Origin of the sequence: Mesorhizobium sp. M1409, from assembly GCF_040317535.1 — a bacterium.
Lineage (GTDB): Bacteria > Pseudomonadota > Alphaproteobacteria > Rhizobiales > Rhizobiaceae > Mesorhizobium.
The window spans coordinates 17,610-33,388 of sequence record NZ_JAMYKV010000061.1 but is presented as its reverse complement, the minus strand read 5'-3'; the positions used below and the strand labels follow the sequence as shown (position 1 = coordinate 33,388).

15 protein-coding genes and 3 pseudogenes are annotated in these 15,779 nt (G+C 60.5%); 3 read left to right on the top strand and 15 right to left on the bottom strand.

The window, feature by feature from the left end:
- Nucleotides 1-558: 558 nt before the first annotated feature.
- The 5 genes and pseudogenes from NKG99_RS30970 to NKG99_RS30950 all read right to left on the bottom strand — a co-directional run bounded on the left by NKG99_RS30970 (nt 559) and on the right by NKG99_RS30950 (nt 4,005).
- The gene (locus tag NKG99_RS30970) at nt 559-1,167 is read right to left on the bottom strand and encodes an RES family NAD+ phosphorylase (RefSeq protein WP_352873037.1); all 609 of its coding nucleotides are present in this window, start codon (nt 1,165-1,167) and stop codon (nt 559-561) included.
- The gene (locus NKG99_RS30965) at nt 1,168-1,851 is read right to left on the bottom strand and encodes an XRE family transcriptional regulator (protein ID WP_352873035.1); all 684 of its coding nucleotides are present in this window, start codon (nt 1,849-1,851) and stop codon (nt 1,168-1,170) included.
- A 93-nt stretch (nt 1,852-1,944) separates the two neighbouring features.
- Nucleotides 1,945-3,075 (bottom strand): RHE_PE00001 family protein, encoded by a 1,131-nt coding sequence (locus NKG99_RS30960; RefSeq protein ID WP_352873033.1) that lies wholly within the window; start codon nt 3,073-3,075, stop codon nt 1,945-1,947.
- A 203-nt stretch (nt 3,076-3,278) separates the two neighbouring features.
- Nucleotides 3,279-3,710 (bottom strand): annotated as a pseudogene (locus NKG99_RS30955) (plasmid maintenance toxin (PemK-like)).
- Nucleotides 3,697-4,005, bottom strand: a complete 309-nt coding sequence (locus NKG99_RS30950; protein ID WP_352873031.1) for a type II toxin-antitoxin system Phd/YefM family antitoxin — start codon at nt 4,003-4,005, stop codon at nt 3,697-3,699. Before NKG99_RS30950 ends, NKG99_RS30955 begins: the two are co-directional and overlap by 14 nt.
- 83 nt (nt 4,006-4,088) lie before the next feature.
- Here NKG99_RS30950 and NKG99_RS30945 point away from each other — a divergent pair, with 83 nt between their 5' ends.
- Nucleotides 4,089-5,261, top strand: a complete 1,173-nt coding sequence (locus NKG99_RS30945) for a site-specific integrase (RefSeq protein WP_352873029.1) — start codon at nt 4,089-4,091, stop codon at nt 5,259-5,261.
- 11 nt (nt 5,262-5,272) lie between these two features.
- On the opposite strand, the pseudogene NKG99_RS30940 reads toward NKG99_RS30945, so the two are convergent.
- Nucleotides 5,273-5,398: pseudogene (locus NKG99_RS30940) on the bottom strand (IS256 family transposase); the annotation flags it as partial.
- Nucleotides 5,399-5,609: 211 nt separating this feature from the next.
- Here NKG99_RS30940 and NKG99_RS30935 point away from each other — a divergent pair.
- The gene (locus tag NKG99_RS30935; RefSeq protein WP_352873027.1) at nt 5,610-6,218 is read left to right on the top strand and encodes a hypothetical protein; all 609 of its coding nucleotides are present in this window, start codon (nt 5,610-5,612) and stop codon (nt 6,216-6,218) included.
- A 31-nt stretch (nt 6,219-6,249) separates the two neighbouring features.
- Here the strand turns inward: NKG99_RS30935 and NKG99_RS30930 are convergent, their stop codons facing one another.
- Complete coding sequence (locus NKG99_RS30930) at nt 6,250-6,603, bottom strand: helix-turn-helix domain-containing protein (protein ID WP_352873025.1); 354 nt, start codon at nt 6,601-6,603, stop codon at nt 6,250-6,252.
- On the bottom strand, nt 6,600-6,821 hold the full coding sequence (locus tag NKG99_RS30925) for a type II toxin-antitoxin system RelE/ParE family toxin (protein ID WP_352873043.1): 222 nt from the start codon (nt 6,819-6,821) through the stop codon (nt 6,600-6,602). Before NKG99_RS30925 ends, NKG99_RS30930 begins: the two co-directional genes overlap by 4 nt.
- Before the next feature lie 216 nt (nt 6,822-7,037).
- Between NKG99_RS30925 and NKG99_RS30920 the strand changes: the two are divergent.
- A pseudogene (locus NKG99_RS30920) lies at nt 7,038-7,426 on the top strand (recombinase family protein); the annotation flags it as partial.
- 139 nt (nt 7,427-7,565) lie between these two features.
- On the opposite strand, the gene NKG99_RS30915 reads toward NKG99_RS30920, so the two are convergent.
- From NKG99_RS30915 to NKG99_RS30880, 7 genes are all read right to left on the bottom strand, one after another.
- The gene (locus tag NKG99_RS30915) at nt 7,566-8,048 is read right to left on the bottom strand and encodes an RES family NAD+ phosphorylase (protein WP_352873023.1); all 483 of its coding nucleotides are present in this window, start codon (nt 8,046-8,048) and stop codon (nt 7,566-7,568) included.
- Complete coding sequence (locus NKG99_RS30910; RefSeq protein ID WP_352873021.1) at nt 8,045-8,476, bottom strand: antitoxin Xre-like helix-turn-helix domain-containing protein; 432 nt, start codon at nt 8,474-8,476, stop codon at nt 8,045-8,047. Before NKG99_RS30910 ends, NKG99_RS30915 begins: the two co-directional genes overlap by 4 nt.
- An 88-nt stretch (nt 8,477-8,564) precedes the next feature.
- On the bottom strand, nt 8,565-9,770 hold the full coding sequence (gene repC / locus NKG99_RS30905; protein ID WP_352873019.1) for a plasmid replication protein RepC: 1,206 nt from the start codon (nt 9,768-9,770) through the stop codon (nt 8,565-8,567).
- 155 nt (nt 9,771-9,925) lie between these two features.
- On the bottom strand, nt 9,926-10,891 hold the full coding sequence (gene repB / locus NKG99_RS30900) for a plasmid partitioning protein RepB (RefSeq protein ID WP_352873018.1): 966 nt from the start codon (nt 10,889-10,891) through the stop codon (nt 9,926-9,928).
- 77 nt (nt 10,892-10,968) lie between these two features.
- Complete coding sequence (gene repA / locus NKG99_RS30895; protein WP_352873016.1) at nt 10,969-12,171, bottom strand: plasmid partitioning protein RepA; 1,203 nt, start codon at nt 12,169-12,171, stop codon at nt 10,969-10,971.
- An 878-nt stretch (nt 12,172-13,049) separates the two neighbouring features.
- On the bottom strand, nt 13,050-14,639 hold the full coding sequence (locus tag NKG99_RS30890) for a DUF8612 domain-containing protein (RefSeq protein ID WP_502911069.1): 1,590 nt from the start codon (nt 14,637-14,639) through the stop codon (nt 13,050-13,052).
- A gap of 72 nt (nt 14,640-14,711) precedes the next feature.
- Nucleotides 14,712-15,554 (bottom strand): Fic family protein, encoded by an 843-nt coding sequence (locus tag NKG99_RS30880; protein WP_352873041.1) that lies wholly within the window; start codon nt 15,552-15,554, stop codon nt 14,712-14,714.
- Nucleotides 15,555-15,779 lie beyond the last annotated feature (225 nt).

The window sequence follows — 15,779 nt, the reverse complement described above, 5'->3', positions numbered from 1 at the left end:
ACCCTCGAAATTGTCACTTCAAACGAATGCCGAAATTACTTCCTCGAGGCCGGCTATGACCGAACCTAAAATCATCCCGCTCTAGGTGTTCGCGAATAGACCAGAGGGAGGAGATGGCCGACAAGTCGGCCACAACCTACGTGGTCAGTGTTTTCGAGAAACCGCACTGGCGGACCGTGCTGACCACCAAAGACAAGGCCAAAGCTGTGTGGCTGCGGCCAAAGAGATCGGCGACAAGGTGCGAATCGAAGAGATCACACCGAAGACGAAGAGGCGCTAGGGCCGCGCCCAGTCTTGCACAATGCTTCTGAATGCCGGCGTTGTAGCGCGAGTTCCAGGACGAGCCTGTGAACCCGCATTGTCTGGACAGGTTCGCATTGTTGGACGTGACGGCCTTGGTGGCATAGGTCGCGCAATCGCTTGCTGCGAAAGCAGGGATCGTCGCGCATATAAAGACCATTACCCAACGCTAGTCTCATCGAGAGTCACCGCAGCTAAAGATCCCTTTCCATCGGCCTTGCGCATCTTCGCCAAGCGATACGGATACGAGCTGCATCTTCACACCAACCCCACCCTGAAATCCTCCAGAACCTGAGCCAGCCCTCGCACGCCGAGAAGGGTCATAACACGCTTCGCCTGAAGCTTCGATGTTGCCCGATCGTAGATCGCAAGATTGGTCGCGCCATTGAGGCGAGAGGGGTAAATGATTCCATCGGGCTTGGACGGATGCTCGTGAAACGCCAGCGACCACCGGCGTGCCAGGTTCTGGCGCTGTGCCCGAACGACATCGGTCGGCACCCCCATTCTGACGGCGTTGTCATCTCTGAGGTCGACCAGCCGTAGGTCTGTCGTAGTCGCGATCTCCGCATAGCGCCGTCGGGTCAGCTCCACTTCCTCTATTGGAAGATCGTCAAGGATTCCTTCGCGCCGGTCGCGGAGCACCGTCTCGAGGAAGCAAACCTTCAGGGAGTCGCCGAGGTAAAGAACGCCAAACCGGTTGGCTTCACCGCGGCGTCGAGGATCGCTGAACCGGCTCGGCGACTTCCCGTATCCCAACGGATCGGGGTAGGTGCTCCAGTAGATCCGACCGAATGTCCGACCCCGCGGTATGGTCTCGATTTCGAGGTTTGCACGCCCGAAATCGGTTGGAGGTGGAACGCCCGGCATTCAGTCGAAATCGCCCCTGGCCATGCCTTCCGCCGCGGCCAAAACCGAGGCGTCATCGCCTTGTTGAAGGGCTCGAAGGCCGGTCCGGCCATCGAGGGCGCCATGGCGCGACACCAGAAACCGATAGACGGCCCAGGCACTATTGCCCAACATGGCATGCAGCGCTGGCAATGCGCCGAGGGGACGACCGTCCTTGTCGAGTTGCCAGACAGGAAAGCGGAAACCGCGTTTGGCGCCATCGATCCCGAGCACCTGTCCGCTTTGCCGCCTGGCGTTGACCGTCACCCGCGACGTGCCGAGCAGCTTGGCAAAGGCATCCGCGCTCAGCATGTACTCGCCGGCGACAATTTCGGCGACACGCTTGCGGCCACGCGCGCGCGCTCCGGCAAGAGCCGCCTCGAGATCGGCATCCATGCCCGTGTCCTCGACGGGAAAGATGTCGTCTGAGGCGATCGGTTGCTCTTCGACCGGCGTGATCGTCTGCGCATCAGCCGCCGCATCGACCTCTACCCGAAACGATACGCGATGGCCGATCTTGCGGCTGCGTGCGATCGCTTCCTGATAGCGTTCGAGCACTACCTTCTTGAAGACTGCCTGTGCCGGCAGCTTTGTGGTGAAACTCAGGGCGGCGAATCCCGCATGCGATGCGGTCCCGCTATGATTGCTGCGTTTTGGAGCGGCCATGATGAGAACCTCCTGCTGTCACCCAATATGGTTGCAGATCGCAAGTTCGTCAAGTTCGATAATTTCGTAAAGTTGGTAGCGAATGGCTGCGGACTAAACAATTCCCCATGCCCGAAACCTCCCCCTGCCCGTCATCTCGCGCAGACCAAGCTCACCGACCATGTTGAGCGCTCCCTGTTTTGTCACCTTTAGCCTGTCCTGGATCATGCCCGCCGAAACGAGCGGCCGCGACATGACGAGCTCGACCAGGCCGGGGAGTTTCGAGCTGGCGCGCCGTTGTTTGAGTCGCCGCTCCATCTGGCTTTTGGCCAGCACCAGCCGATCGTGTTCCTTCTGGCCAGCCAGCGCTGCGTCGTGAATGGCATCGAGCCAGGCGAGCAGCCGATCGCCGCGATTGCGCGCCCGCCTCCGCTCGCGCGGAATGTTTTTCGCGCCGAGATGAATGCAAGCGAGATGGTTGGCGGCGAGTCCTTCCTGTCGCAGCAGTGCGGCGACGAGCAGCGGCCCGAGCCACGTGGCATGCTGCAGCACCTCGATGTCCGACCAGGCTTCGAGCAGGACTGCAGCGCGCAGGACGACCGGCAGATCGCGTGCCCCGGCGACAACGGCCTGCCATTCGGCCAGCCGTTCTTCTTCATTCCAGTCGAGATCGTAGATTAGGCCGTTTTGCGGCTCCGGCCGGCCCTCCTTTCGAGCCGGCACGTCGGCGCCATTCAGAATCCTGGATGAGCGCGCCAGGACGGCATCGATCTCGGCAAATTCTTCGGCCAGCCGGTCGGCCTCAGCGTCATCGCGATCGTCGGCTTCAAAGGAGCTGGCTCCAGCCCCCTCCCCGTCCCGGCTTTTTTGGCCCGCCGCCGGCATGGCGCCGCCGCGACCGGTCAGCGCCAAAAAACCGTCGCGGCTGAGCGCCCAGTCCGGCTTTTGCGCAAAAATCCGCCGGCGGGTTCGCAGCACCGCGTGCGCCCGGGTGAGTTCGTGGGTCGGGGTGCGGATGTCCATGTGGGCGTCGTGCAGCACGAGGTCCTCGAGGTGGACGAGTTCGCCCTCGAGCCAGAGCGCGGAAGCCGCGTCGGCAAAATGCTGGCGCTCGACAAAGCCGTCGCGGACCGGCGAACGGGCGACCCGCTCGTCGAGGCGGACCAAAACCTCGGTCGCGCGGGCAACCGGCCCGATCAGGGTTTCCAGGGGCAGTTTGTCGAGCGTGTAAGCCATTGTTTTCATGATGGCTGATTCGCGTTGGTCAAGCTAGCGAGGGTATCACTGGACTTACATCGTGTTTGTTCAGGGACAAAAATCACTATTGATAATGACCTCTTATCGATAGTGATTGATTTGACCGCCAAAAAGGCGCTAGATTCGGCGCAAAGCTCGCCGCGAAGGCCGCAGAAACCCGCCTGGAAGACGTCTTGATGGAGACTGCCTTGTTACGCCGTGCGCGGCGTGCTCGTGTGCGTCTGGCCTGTCGCGATGGCGACAAACCGGCGCTTGACCGCGGCAAACAACGCCGGCGGCAGCGGCCCGCAATAGCCGCTCTCCGTCTCCAGCGGCCGGACGTCGGGCCCCGGCTAGGCGAACCGGTTGCTTTCCGTCAAAACGATCCACGACCGCTCGCCGTCAAGCCGCAAGCGCAGCTTGACCGCAGCCGGGATCTCGATGGCATCATCGGGATCGGACGGCGGCGTATGGGTGATAGGCAGGACCCGGACGACCGGCGAGCCGTCCTCCTGCATGGCGACCAGCGCCAGCACCAGGCAGGGCCGGTCCTTGTCGCCTTCCTCGCGGCCCTCGCGGTGCTGCCAATGCCAGAGATAGGAATAACGGAAGACGTGGCCGACCTTGATTTCAGCCGGCAGCATTTTTTGCCGTCAGGCTTTTTGCGCCGGCGGGTTTTGACCCAGAGAGTTCGTCGTTGAGATGGTCAAGACCCGGCTCCATTTCGGAGGCTTCGACCGCGGCGATCTCGTCCGCGCCGAGCTCCGCTGTCAGTTCGACCCGCCGGTCGCGCTTCGACAGGCGGACAAAATCCTCGTAGGCCAGCAGCACGGTGCGCGGGCGGCCGTTCTTGGTGATAATGACCGGATCACGGACGGCGGCATCCTGATAGGCGCCGAAGTTTTTCGAGACAGCGGCGGCGGTGACGGTGGTGGTCATCGGCGAGACTCCTTTGTTCCGGAATATACGGGCTTTACGGGCTTTCCGCAAGTATCGGCGGCTAACCAGAGGGAAACGAGCCAGTGACAGGGCAGCTTGCCAACGCCAAGACTGCTGAAATCGTCGCGAGACGGGCCGAAGCCCTCGACGCGCTCGATTCCGTGCTGCCCTTCGACCGTCGCGATTTTCTGGCCGGGCTTTTGACCGATGACGACGTCGCCACCCTGCGCCACCTGGCGAAAGAAGGCATCGGCGCAAATTCTCTGCGGGCGCTGGCCTCCGACCTCGGCTATCTCGAGGCCTGGGCGCTCGCCGCGACTGGACAGCCGCTGCCCTGGCCAGCGCCGGAGGCGTTTTTGATAAAATTCGTCGCCCACCATTTGTGGGATTTCGCGAAACACGAGACCGATCCAGCGCACGGCATGCCCGAAGACGTTGCGGCGACGCTGAAATCCCAGCGGCTTTTGCGCAGCGACGGACCACACGCGCCCGCCACAGTGCGCCGACGCCTGTCGAGCTGGTCCACCTTGACCAAATGGCGCGGACTTGTCGGAAACTTCAACGCGCCGGGGCTGCAAAGCGCAATAAAGCTGGCGGTGCGCGCCAGCGCCCGTCCGCGCGGCCGCAAGAGCAAGAAGGCGGTGACCGCCGATATTTTGACCGCCCTCCTGAAAGCCTGCGCCGGCGACCGTCTCGTCGACCTGCGCGACCGCGCCCTTCTCATCACCGCCTTTGCCTCCGGCGGCCGCCGCCGCAGCGAGATTTCTGCTCTCCGCGTCGAACAGCTGGTCGAGGAAGAGCCCGTTCCGGCCGATCCAAAGAATCCCGACGGCGACAAACTGCCGTGCCTGTCGATCCGACTCGGTCGGACCAAGACGACACAGGCCGACAGCGACGCTTTCGTGCTGCTCGTCGGCCGGCCGGTGACGGTTCTGCAATCGTGGCTCGAACGCGCCGAGGTCACCGAGGGCGCCGTCTTCCGCGGCATCGACCGTTGGGGCAATCTCGAAAAACGCGCGCTCACGCCGCAGGCCGTCAATCTGATCCTGAAGCGCCGCGTCGCCGAGGCCGGACTCGACCCGGCGGCGTTTTCCGCCCATGGCCTGCGCTCTGGATATCTCACTGAAACCGCCCGTCGCGGCATTCCGCTGCAGGAAGCCATGCAGCAGTCGCAGCATCGTTCCGTGCAGCAGGCTTCCAACTACTACAACGAGGCCGAACGAACGCTCGGAAGGGCAGCAAGAATCATCGTTTAGGAACCCGGACCGCCGGTTGCGGCGCCGTCCACCATCTCCATCCGCCGCTCGGCGGCAAAGTCCATAATCTCGCGCAAAAGATCAGCGTCAGGGGTCTTCACCACGAGCGTGCGGCGGTTCATCATGTCGTCGGTCATCGGTGGGTCCTTCGAATCAGGTTGGTGTGAGCAACTCGACCTTGCCAGCGACATCGATGCCCCCGCTACGCCGCTCGCTACAGCGTTGTTGAGAGCGCGCTCGCGGGCGACTTCGTCACCGCCGGGTACACCATGCGGCGGGGCACTATCGAGAACAGCTCGTGGTACCGACCTCTGATGCGTTGGCATCTATATAGGACGCCGAACGACAATGCCCGTCAGCTTTAAAGACATACTGTTGGCTTTCGAATTCGTCAGTTCTGGGGGCACGGGAGAACATCAGGCCTTTCTGTGCAAGCAGTCAGGCACGCTCTACTGGCATTCCGAATTCACGGGTGATTTGGACGAATTGCCGGATGATATCGACGACAGCGACAAATACGCCCAAATACCTGACAAGAAAGAACTCGACCTGGGCAAGCCGCTCGCACTGGACTTCGCACGCCAATTTCTGCCTGACAACGTCGGTGACGTTCAAAAAATCTTCAGCAAAAGAGGCGCGTACGCAAGATTCAAGGATCTGTTGCAGCGAAGGGGTGCACTCGATCGGTGGTACGCTTTCGAAGCGAATGCGGAAGAAAGAGCGTCACGTGGTGCGATCACAATTCGATCGAGGTCGGTGACTGATACCGCCCCCGAAAGCGTCGCGCGACACCTCACGCCGCGTTGCCGAGGCCGGGCTCGATCCGAAAATGTTTGTCCGCCCACAGCCTGCACTCCGGCAATCTCGCTGAGGCTGCGCGAAGCATGCAGCAGTCGCAGCACCGCCGTTCAGCATCACAATGACGCGGAACGGACCCACGGACGGGCCGCGCTGTGATCACATAGGACCGAGCCGATTGATGTTCCTGTCAGTGAGATGCCGCAGGTGAAGCGCGCGTTTCGTCGCTCTCAGCAACTTCCCTAGACAGGGCTCGCAGCACAGCTTCCGGCTCCCGTTCCATGATCCGGAGCAGCGTGCGCGCAGCGCCGCTGGGCTGCCTCGTCCCCTGCTCCCATTTCTTGTAGCCGGACGGACTGGTTCCGAGCACGGTCGCCATCTGGTCCTGTGTAAGGTCCAGCCTCTTGCGGATCCCCTTCGCATCAACTGTGCCGACATCAACCGCATGGACCTGCGTTCCCGGAACGTCCTTGCCCTGAGCGTGAGCCAGCGCCTCGGACATCGCCTGGATCAGGTCCGCTCCAAACTTCGTCATCTCGCTCATATCTTGCTCCTGTTCGCTGCCTTGATCGCTTTCGCGAACGCGGCTACGGCCTTGGCCTCTTCCGGCTTCAAGTCGGTCTTCTCGTTCTTTCCATACGCCAGAAGCGCATAGATTGGCGCCTCCTCGCTGTACCAGTAGTAAATCACGCGGGCTCCACCGCGTTTGCCCTTTCCCTTGACGCCGAAACGCAACTTGCGAACACCACCCGCACCGGGAATTTCATCGCCCGCCTAGGGGTTGGCCGCCAGGAAATCGATCAGTTCCGAGCGCTCCTCTTCGGTGAAAAGTTCAGTGGCCTGCTTGATGAAGAGCGGCGTCTCGGCGACAGTCTGCATACTACTCCTATAACCCAATGGGTTAGTAAATGGCTTACGCAAAGGGAAAAGTCAAGGCGTGTGTCGCGACACTCGCCTCAAACGTTCCTTTTCTGACACATTGCAACTTCGCAAAAATCGACCCAAAATACGCCGCAGGGCCAAGTCACGCAGACAGCTCACACCCTTCCTCGCCCCCCTTGCTCGGCTAATGCACGGGTCTCCACCGAAGACCAACTCAATGACGCCCAGGTCGACGAGCTCAACGCCACCGGCTGTCATACGGTTCACCAGGAACATGGTTCCGGCGCCTCTCGCTCCCGCCGGTGCTGGCGAAGCTGATGTGTGAGATCGCCGCCGGCGACGTTCTCGTCCTCGTGCGGCTCGACCGCCTCGCCCGGTCGGTCAGCCATCTGTTGGAGGTCATCGAGCAGCTTGAGACGCGCGGCGTGCATTTCCGCTCGCTCCGCGATCCGATTGATACGTCGACGCCGCAAGGCATGTTCTCGAGGTCGATGGCGCTATGTGCAAAAGCAGCTCGGCCATGCCTCGGCCGAGATGACGCGGAAATACCAGCGCCGACGTGACCGGTTCCGCGTCAATCTCACCAAGGCCTCGGGGTTATAGGCGACACAAAGCCCCTCCCCGTTACGCGCCAAACAGCCGCCTGTCCCAGTAGACGGGCTGGTGCAGACTTGTCTGGATCCTTGAAAACTCCGGATGCGCCGGATTGATCAGCACATTGCAATCGAGACGCGCCACGGCACTCGGCACCAGCAGAATGACGCTGCGCCGTTCTAAACACCAGGTTTCGCCAAATCCCTTGCTCACCGTCGCCGGCATCGTGTCCCAGCCGGGCAGTGACGGCTGGGAAAAGACCTCGTAGCTCAGCCCGCGCGGAATTGTGATTTCGATGTAATGCTGGTTGGGCGGCAGTCGGCCGCTGCCATGCACCAGCTTTTCCAACAAGGCCGTCGAATAGTGCTCGCTGGTGTAGATGATAGGACTTCCGGGCGTGTTCCATCGCCCTGGCGCGATTGTCGAGCCGGTCGCGTCGTAGATCGGGTAGGTGCCGGCCGGATCGCCGATGCGAAAGGACGATAGCGTGCGATCGAGAGTCTGCGCCGTCACGCAGCGCTGCCGTACTTCAGACCTCCGAGGATATCGACCACCATTTCGGCGCCGAACTCGCTCAGGATAACGACGTCGATCGGTCGCTTGTCCTCAATCATCGGGTGCGGCCGAAACAAGAAACCACGTGCTTCCTCTTCGTTGTGCCAGACATCGACAGCAAGACTCCAGACGCGCGCCACGCGGGCCAATCGTGTGCCCTCGTCCGACGAGAGACGATGTACCGCCTTGCGCCGCTCGTAGGTCGCCTTGGGGATCAGCCGGTATTTGAACTGAGCATCGCCAGGCGCCAGAAGCTGCGCAACGCGCTCGAGCGCGCCGATGGGAAGTCCATTCTCGATCCGGGAGATCAGCCCGAAAGGCGACCGTGACGCCACCTCCTTAACGGGCAGCCCCAACACGTCGGCGACATTTCCAAACGCCAGCATTTCACTCTCCATTCCATGTGAGGCAAAATATAGCCTCACATGATGCGCCATGCAAGCCCCGCATCAGCGCGAACCGATCCGCCAACGGTTACCCAGTCATCTTTGCCGTCACACCGTTCGCCTTCAACGCCGCCATCAGCATAGGCCCGACCGAAAACTCCCCTGCCCTCGCCTTTTCGGTTAGAACCCGCAGATAACCGCCGGCCGAGTTGATGTGCTGTGCCCTTTGCAAGATGCAGGCAATCACGATGGCGGCGGTCTCCTGGCCCATCACATGGCAAGCCTCCTCGTATGCCGAGGGCGAAATACCAAGGTAGCCTCGTACCTGGACGGCGGTGATCATCAAATCGCGCCAGTTTCCGATGCCGTGCACGGCATAGTCTGAAATTTCAGGGCAGGCTTTCAGCACAAGTCCTATCGGATAGCTTTTCGGTTTCGCGTCGTCTGCCCGCCTTGGTTCGACCGCCGCCCTGCTTTTCTCCAAAGCCGGTTCAAATACAAAAGTGGAGTCTGTGTTTGAATCAGATTGCTGCCGCTCATTTTGGGACTCATTGGCGCTAGGATTCGTGGAATTCATGAAGTTTTCCAACATCATGTCCACTTCGTCATGAAGTCTCGTCAGCTCGGCAACGATTGCCTCCAATTCGCATAGCCCTGCCCGCCGCGGAATTGCATCTACAATGGCCCTGAACCGTCTCCACATGGCTCCCCAGTCGCCAGGAACGCCCTCCGCGATCGCAGCCTCGACAAGCTTGTGGATGTCGCGACGATGAAGCGTGATCCGCTCCCTCATTAACCGGAGCGCATGGCTGTCGGCGCGCACCTGTTCGGCAGCATGCTGAAACTCAACGGCCCGCGTCAGCAGCGGCGCCAGTGAGAATCCGAACGCCTCCTCAATGGCGCCACCCTTCCCTTTCCGGGCGAACCTTTTGCCGTTTGGACTGTCCCGACGGATGATCAGGCCGCAACTCACCAGCTCAGCCAGATGTCGCCGCAATGTGGAACTGGGCATACCGTGTGTGCGCAGTGACAACTGCGCGTTCGAGGGAAAGACCATCAGGCCGTTTTCCTCGCTGATCTGGTCGTCGGGATAGAACGACAAAAGCCCGCTCAGCACGGCCAGAGCGCGATCTCCCACACCTACGACGGCCCTGCCCTCGCACAACCAACGATAGACCTGCCACTTCTCGACGAGAGCTCCATCAGGAATCTCTCGCGATGCCGCGTTCGCTTGCACCAGCGCAAGCGTCATCGGCCGCCGCCCAAAGGGCGTCGTTCCATACCCACTCTCCATTTCCCTCACCTTTCAATCAGGCAAAAGAAATCCGCTCGCCGAAACGACGCCACGACTCTTGACAGTGATTCGAGGAAGTGCGATTCTCAGCTTGCTACAGACTTGAGAAGGGCTTCCGCGACGGTGACGTTCGGGGGCCTTTTTCTTTTGCGGTCTTAGTCTCCTGTTTTCTTCGCCATTTCCGACTCCCGAAAAGCCTCGAAAAGCTCATCGAGTTTGCCGGCAATGAACGCGCCGAAGGGCGACGCTTCCTTGGACTTCAAGGCAAGCGTAAACACTTTTCCCGTGTCGGTGATCTTGGCGCGAACCGATTTGTCCTGGGGTGCCCAAGCCCGCTCCTGGGGCTTCGATGGCGCCCGCGGGGGCTTCACCGGGGCGCTCACAAAGTCGAACAGACGGGCAAAACGGGCCTCACTACCGGGCTGCGCGAAATCGGCGATTGCCACGCACTCCGCTGCCCTCGCCGCGGCACCAGGATGCTCCATGCGCTTGGCAAGCTGCCACCAGCGGTCGCGGCCAATGCCTTTGGCCGCGCCCACCGCAAAAATGACCTGCTCTGGAATGTTGCTGATCACAGAACGCATCTTCGAGAAGGTCGTGTCGTCGAGCGCAAGAGCTGATTTCACCGTGTCAGGCGAATGGCCTCGCTTGAGAACGCGGTCTGCAAAAAGCGTCCGCTCGATGAAGGACAGATCGACTCTGGCGGCGTTCTCCTGGCCTTGGGCGATGACATGGTCCCTATCGTCCATCTTCTTGACGACAGCGCGTACAGGCCTTTCCAACTGCCGGGCAACCCTGACGCGCCTATGGCCGAAGACCGTTTGAAAGCGTCCCGGAGTCTCAGGGTGAGGTCGGACCAGGATCGGAGAATCCTGTCCTCGTTCACGAATTGCCGTCAGCAACTCCTGAAACGCATCATCGTCATCGTCCATACGGTCCGAGACGAATGACGTGTCGACCAGAGCCGGATCGAGATCGACGACTGAACTCTTCGAGAGCTCCTCGAAGGACTGTATGATCGACCGTGATGCGCCACGAACGGCGTAGCCGGAGACGTCCTGGCCATCGGCAATTGCCGTTGCGGGACCCATGACACTGCCGAAAATGTCCTTGCGTGCCATTCAATCGCTCCGATTCGCGGTTAGTCGACTGATTTCACGATCAAAATTTCCACTTTTTACTGCCGTAAACCGCGCTGTCATGACCGCCCCCAGGCGCGATGGACAAGAGCCGTGATCTCCGCGTTCACTGCGTCCAGCGATTCAAGCGCCCGGTCATAGGTAGAGCGGGTAAAGGACGATCTCTCGACTTCGTAGAGCGTCTGTTTCGTCAGACCCGCATCCGAAATCGCCGTCGACTTGAGCATGGGATTCTCGAGGATCTGGCCGGCAAGCATCGACTGCATGAAGCCGACCATCTGCGCTTGCGGAATGTCTGTCGGTTCGTACCGCGTGATCAGGTAGCGAAACCAATCGAGCTCGATCGCCGCACCGGCGGCTTTGATGGTTTTCAAAATTCCGCCGAGCATCAACAGGAACTGGCTCATCGACATCAGGTCGAGCATTTGAGGATGAACGGTGATGAGAACGGACGTCGCCGCCGACATGGCCGTCAAGGTCAGATAGCCGAGCTGGGGCGGGCAATCGACTACAACGACGTCGTAACGGTCGTCGACCTCGGACAGCGCCTTTGCGATCCTGGTGAAGAACTGACGGCCAGCACTGGACGATTTATCCTGCATGGCGAGCGGCGTGTCGTACTCATACTCTTGCAGCTCGAGATTGGCCGGAATGATATCCAGGCTCGGAAAGTTCGTCGGCACGATCACGTCGGAGATCGGCAGGCGCTTGTCATCGTAACGGATCGCCTCATAGAGCGAGAGGTTCTGATCGAGTTCGGGCTGGAAGCCATGCAGGGCGGAGAGCGAAGCTTGCGGGTCGAGATCGATTGCAAGGACACGGTGGCCGGTCAGAGCCAAGTGCTGGGCGAGGTGGGCGGCAGTCGTTGTCTTGCCGCTACCGCCCTTGAAGTTGACGACAGCAACCACCTGGAGCTTGTCTCCAGGCTTGCGATGCGGAACATACTTCTTGACCTCGGTCCTGCCGTGCTGGTCCAGGAAATGGCGAAGTTCGAGCATCTGTGCGGCCGTGTAGGAGCGTCGGCCGGAAGGGACCTGGTCAGGCAAAGGTCCCTTGCCTTCGAGGTGAAGCCGCTTCAGATTGTTTTGCGATACACCAAGATAGTGGGCGACTTCCGCCATCGAAAATGGACGCAGTGTCTTCGTCGCATTGGGTGGAAATTTCTCCATGCGAAGCTGATTGAGGCGTCGCGATATCTCAGCACCCTGCTCGAGAATCTTGTCGTCGAACTCGAAGCTTGGTAGCCGCATGGCGATATTCATTCTCGTCGAAACCCGAATTGGCGCTTTTTGCGATGAAACTATTCAACAAGCGCCATTAAGCTCCGATTCGGAAAGCCCGGCAAGAAGTTTTAGGTTAACAGAAGGTTAACGGCACCTGCCGGCATTCTTACTGGCGAATACTGATATCGTCCCGATAGCGGCGGCTCGTCCTTCGAAGCAAGAACTCTCCCACCCGGCTGGCTAAATGCATGTTTTCCCTGCCACAAAGACCATTATTTACGGCAGTAAAATCGCGTTCGTCAGCGGGCAAAAAGGTTGCAATTGCGAACGGGCGCAGGGGAGGCGTTCCCGCCGACGGCAGTCAGGCTCCTTTTGAACTGGTCATGGGTGAATTGGGGAGCGAGTTTTAAAGCGATGGCCGACCAGCACGATCGCGACGAGGCGCGAGAACCCTTGACTCCGATCGGCGCAGTTCGGCATGACGCGCGGCCTATGCCGCGGCCGGGGCCACGTGCTGGGGCATCGCCTAGCAATAGACCTCAGCAAGGCCGGGCGATGTGAGTGAAGACACGTTTCAAGGACATGCGCGTTGTAGTCGATCCAAAACTGGTCGGCCACGATGAGTAGTAGCATCTTGGACTCGGGGATCGCCTTATCCTGCACCTGTTCGGCGATTGACCAGCCCGACGAATGCTGCGGCTCTCGTCCAGCCGTTTTATCGACACAAGCAAAGTGCATGGCAGGAAGCGATCGAGATCAGGAGCGATCGAGGTCATGGGACACGACAAGCCTGACGGACTAATGCTCATCGCACTGAGGCGCAGGCCAGGCCGCGACTAACGCTTTAACAAGACCTGGGTCAGCTGCAGAGTGAGTGCCGGATGGGGCGGGTCGTAAGGGGAGGGCCGACGAGCCTATCAGCCAAGTTCGACCAGCATTTTCGCAAGGATATGAAGCGGTACTGCCTCGACGTCGTGTTTCAACGGAAAGCGCTCTGCTCCCGGATAGACAACGAGGCGACGGATTGGATCTACGTCCTCGCACGCCAGATGAAAGCCCTTCTCCACTTTTGGCGTCAGGCTGCGCTTGATTTCGATCGCCCAGGGCTGGCTGCCTTGAGGTGTCATTAGCAGGTCGATTTCGGCGCCGGCGGATGTGCGATAGAAGTTGGCGTCCGTGCCGGATGGGGCGGCCGCAATCAGTGTCTCAATGACAAACCCTTCCCAGCTGGCGCCGGCAACGGGATGAGCGAGAACGTCCTCAAGGGTTGTCAGTCCAAGCAGCGTATGAGCAATGCCGCTGTCGCGCACGTAAACCCGCGGCGACTTGACTAGACGTTTCCCGACATTTGCATGCCACGGCTCAAGCCTGCGCACCAGCAACAGGTCAACCAACAGGTCCAGATAGGAAGCGATAGTCTTGCCGTCGACACCGAGGGCGCGGGCAAATTCGGCCGCGTTGAGGAGCCCTGATTGATGATGTGCCAGCATGGTCCAGAAGCGGCGCAGCGTTTCGGCCGGAATGCGAGGCCCGAGCAGCGGGATATCGCGCTCAAGATAGGTGCGGATAAAGTCCTGCCGCCACCGCTGACTGGCGCGGTCGCTCGTAGCCAGAAAGCTGTCGGGAAAGCCGCCGCGCACCCACAGGGGGTTCAACTGTTCGGCCGGCACCTCCAGTCCGTCAATCGGATGCATTTCAAGATAGGCGATGCGGCCGGCGAGCGTCTCGCCGGTCTGCCTGAGGAGATCGATGGAAGCGGACCCCAGCAGCAGAAAGCGCCCGGTCTTCTTGCCGCTGCGGCGACCGCGGTCGATCAAGCCACGAAGATTCTGGAACAGGTTTGGAAGCCGATGGACCTCATCGAGGATCACCAACTCGCCCTCATGTTCGGCAAGGTAGAGTTCCGGCTCCGCGAGCTTAGCTCTGTCCGCATCGGACTCGAGATCGAGATAGATCGACGGCCGTGTCTCGGCTATTTCGAGCGCGAGCGTAGTCTTGCCGACTTGGCGCGGCCCAATCAGTGCCACCGCAGGGGTAGTGTCTATCAATTCGGCGAGTTGCGTTTCGATCCGGCGCTTTATCATCCTAGCAATTATGGAGTGCAATTCCTGATTTGCAAGGACGGACTGACGAAATTGGTCAGCGTCGACGCCCGCAACGTCCGAATTCGGGAGAGGTATGCCAGATTTCAGGAGAGGTGGGCTTCGTCGCTCTCCAATCCCGACGCCTTGGTGAGGTTGACCCGAAAACGGTGTCTCGGCCCAGGCGTGACCAAGCTGCCTCTGCCTATAGCGTTCAGGAAGCGACGCCTGCGCGCAGCGAATGGCCAGAAAACTCTGGCCGCGCTCGCCCTCGGAAAAATCACCGCGCACGCCGGCCGCCAAGGCTGCGCGTTTGACCAGCCGCGCCACCTCCTGATCGTTGAGCCGCTCGGTGCCCACCGCTTTGCCCTGCCCGGTGGCGCGGCGGAAAAGGGGATCATGCGCGATGCAGCGGGAAAAATTCAATCCAGCCGCGACCGTCTTCGGTTTGATCGCGCCACAGACGGGCGGTTTAGTGCCGGTAGGAAGGTGAGGGCTTCACTGGCCGCCTTGCGCCGGCTGGCGCTCGGTGAGAAGCGCCAGCAAGGCCGGATTGATATAGAGGTTCTCGTGATCGCCGATCCGGCAGTACGGATTGACGAAGATTATCTCGGCAAGCTCTCGGGAGTAGATCTTCGGGAGGTCTCGCCGCAAGCGCTCGGCGGTCTCGTCGAGCAGGTCGCGGATCGCGAGTATACGGGCAGTTGACCAGCCAGCCGTCTCCGTTACCGCGGCGAGCATGTAGAGGATCCAACTTTCCCACGCGCCCTCCGTCGTCACGGCGAGAAGGCGATCGTAGTAGGCTCCTTTGTTTCGGATGATATAGCGGCTTAGATAGAGCACCGGGATGTCCAGGAGGCCCTTGTCAACCAGATAGAGCAGCTTCAGCACGCGGCCGGTTCTGCCAGTGCCGTCGCCAAATGGATGGATGGCCTCGAATTGGTAGTGCATCACGGCGAGGCGGATCAACGGATCGATGTCCTCGGCCTCATGGATGTAGCGCTCCCAGTTCGCCAGCTTGTCGCGCAGGAGGTTCTGTCCCTCGGGCGGGGTGTAGACAACCGCACCCGTCGCCTGGTTGACCAGGGCCCTGCCGGGCGTCGACCGAATGTCGAGTTCGACGCCCTTGATCGTGCGGCACACCGCGACCGCCGTTGACGTCGTCACAGGGCGCTCTTGCAGAGTTCGGAAGCCCTGATTGAGCGCGGTGCGGTAGCGCAGCGCCTCCTTCGTGGCAGCATCAGCGAGATTTCCGGCTTCATTGGCGAAGCGATACAAGCGGTCCGTCGTCGTGACGATGTTCTCTATTTCGGAACTTGCCTGGGCTTCTAGGAGCGGGATAGAGTTGATGAGGACTGCTTGGTTCGGGATAAGCTGACCCTGAGCTCTGCCAAGGCCGCGCGCGCCGCTATGCAGGCCTTGAGCACGGGCTTCGTTTCAACATCCTCCTTTGGGGGCAGGGAAGGTAGGCCATTGTAAGGTCGGTCGGCCTGAAACGTCATGTCGATGGTTCCTTGTTCGATCGACATGTCGGGGTTGATATGTCCTTGGCATCGACATATTGCC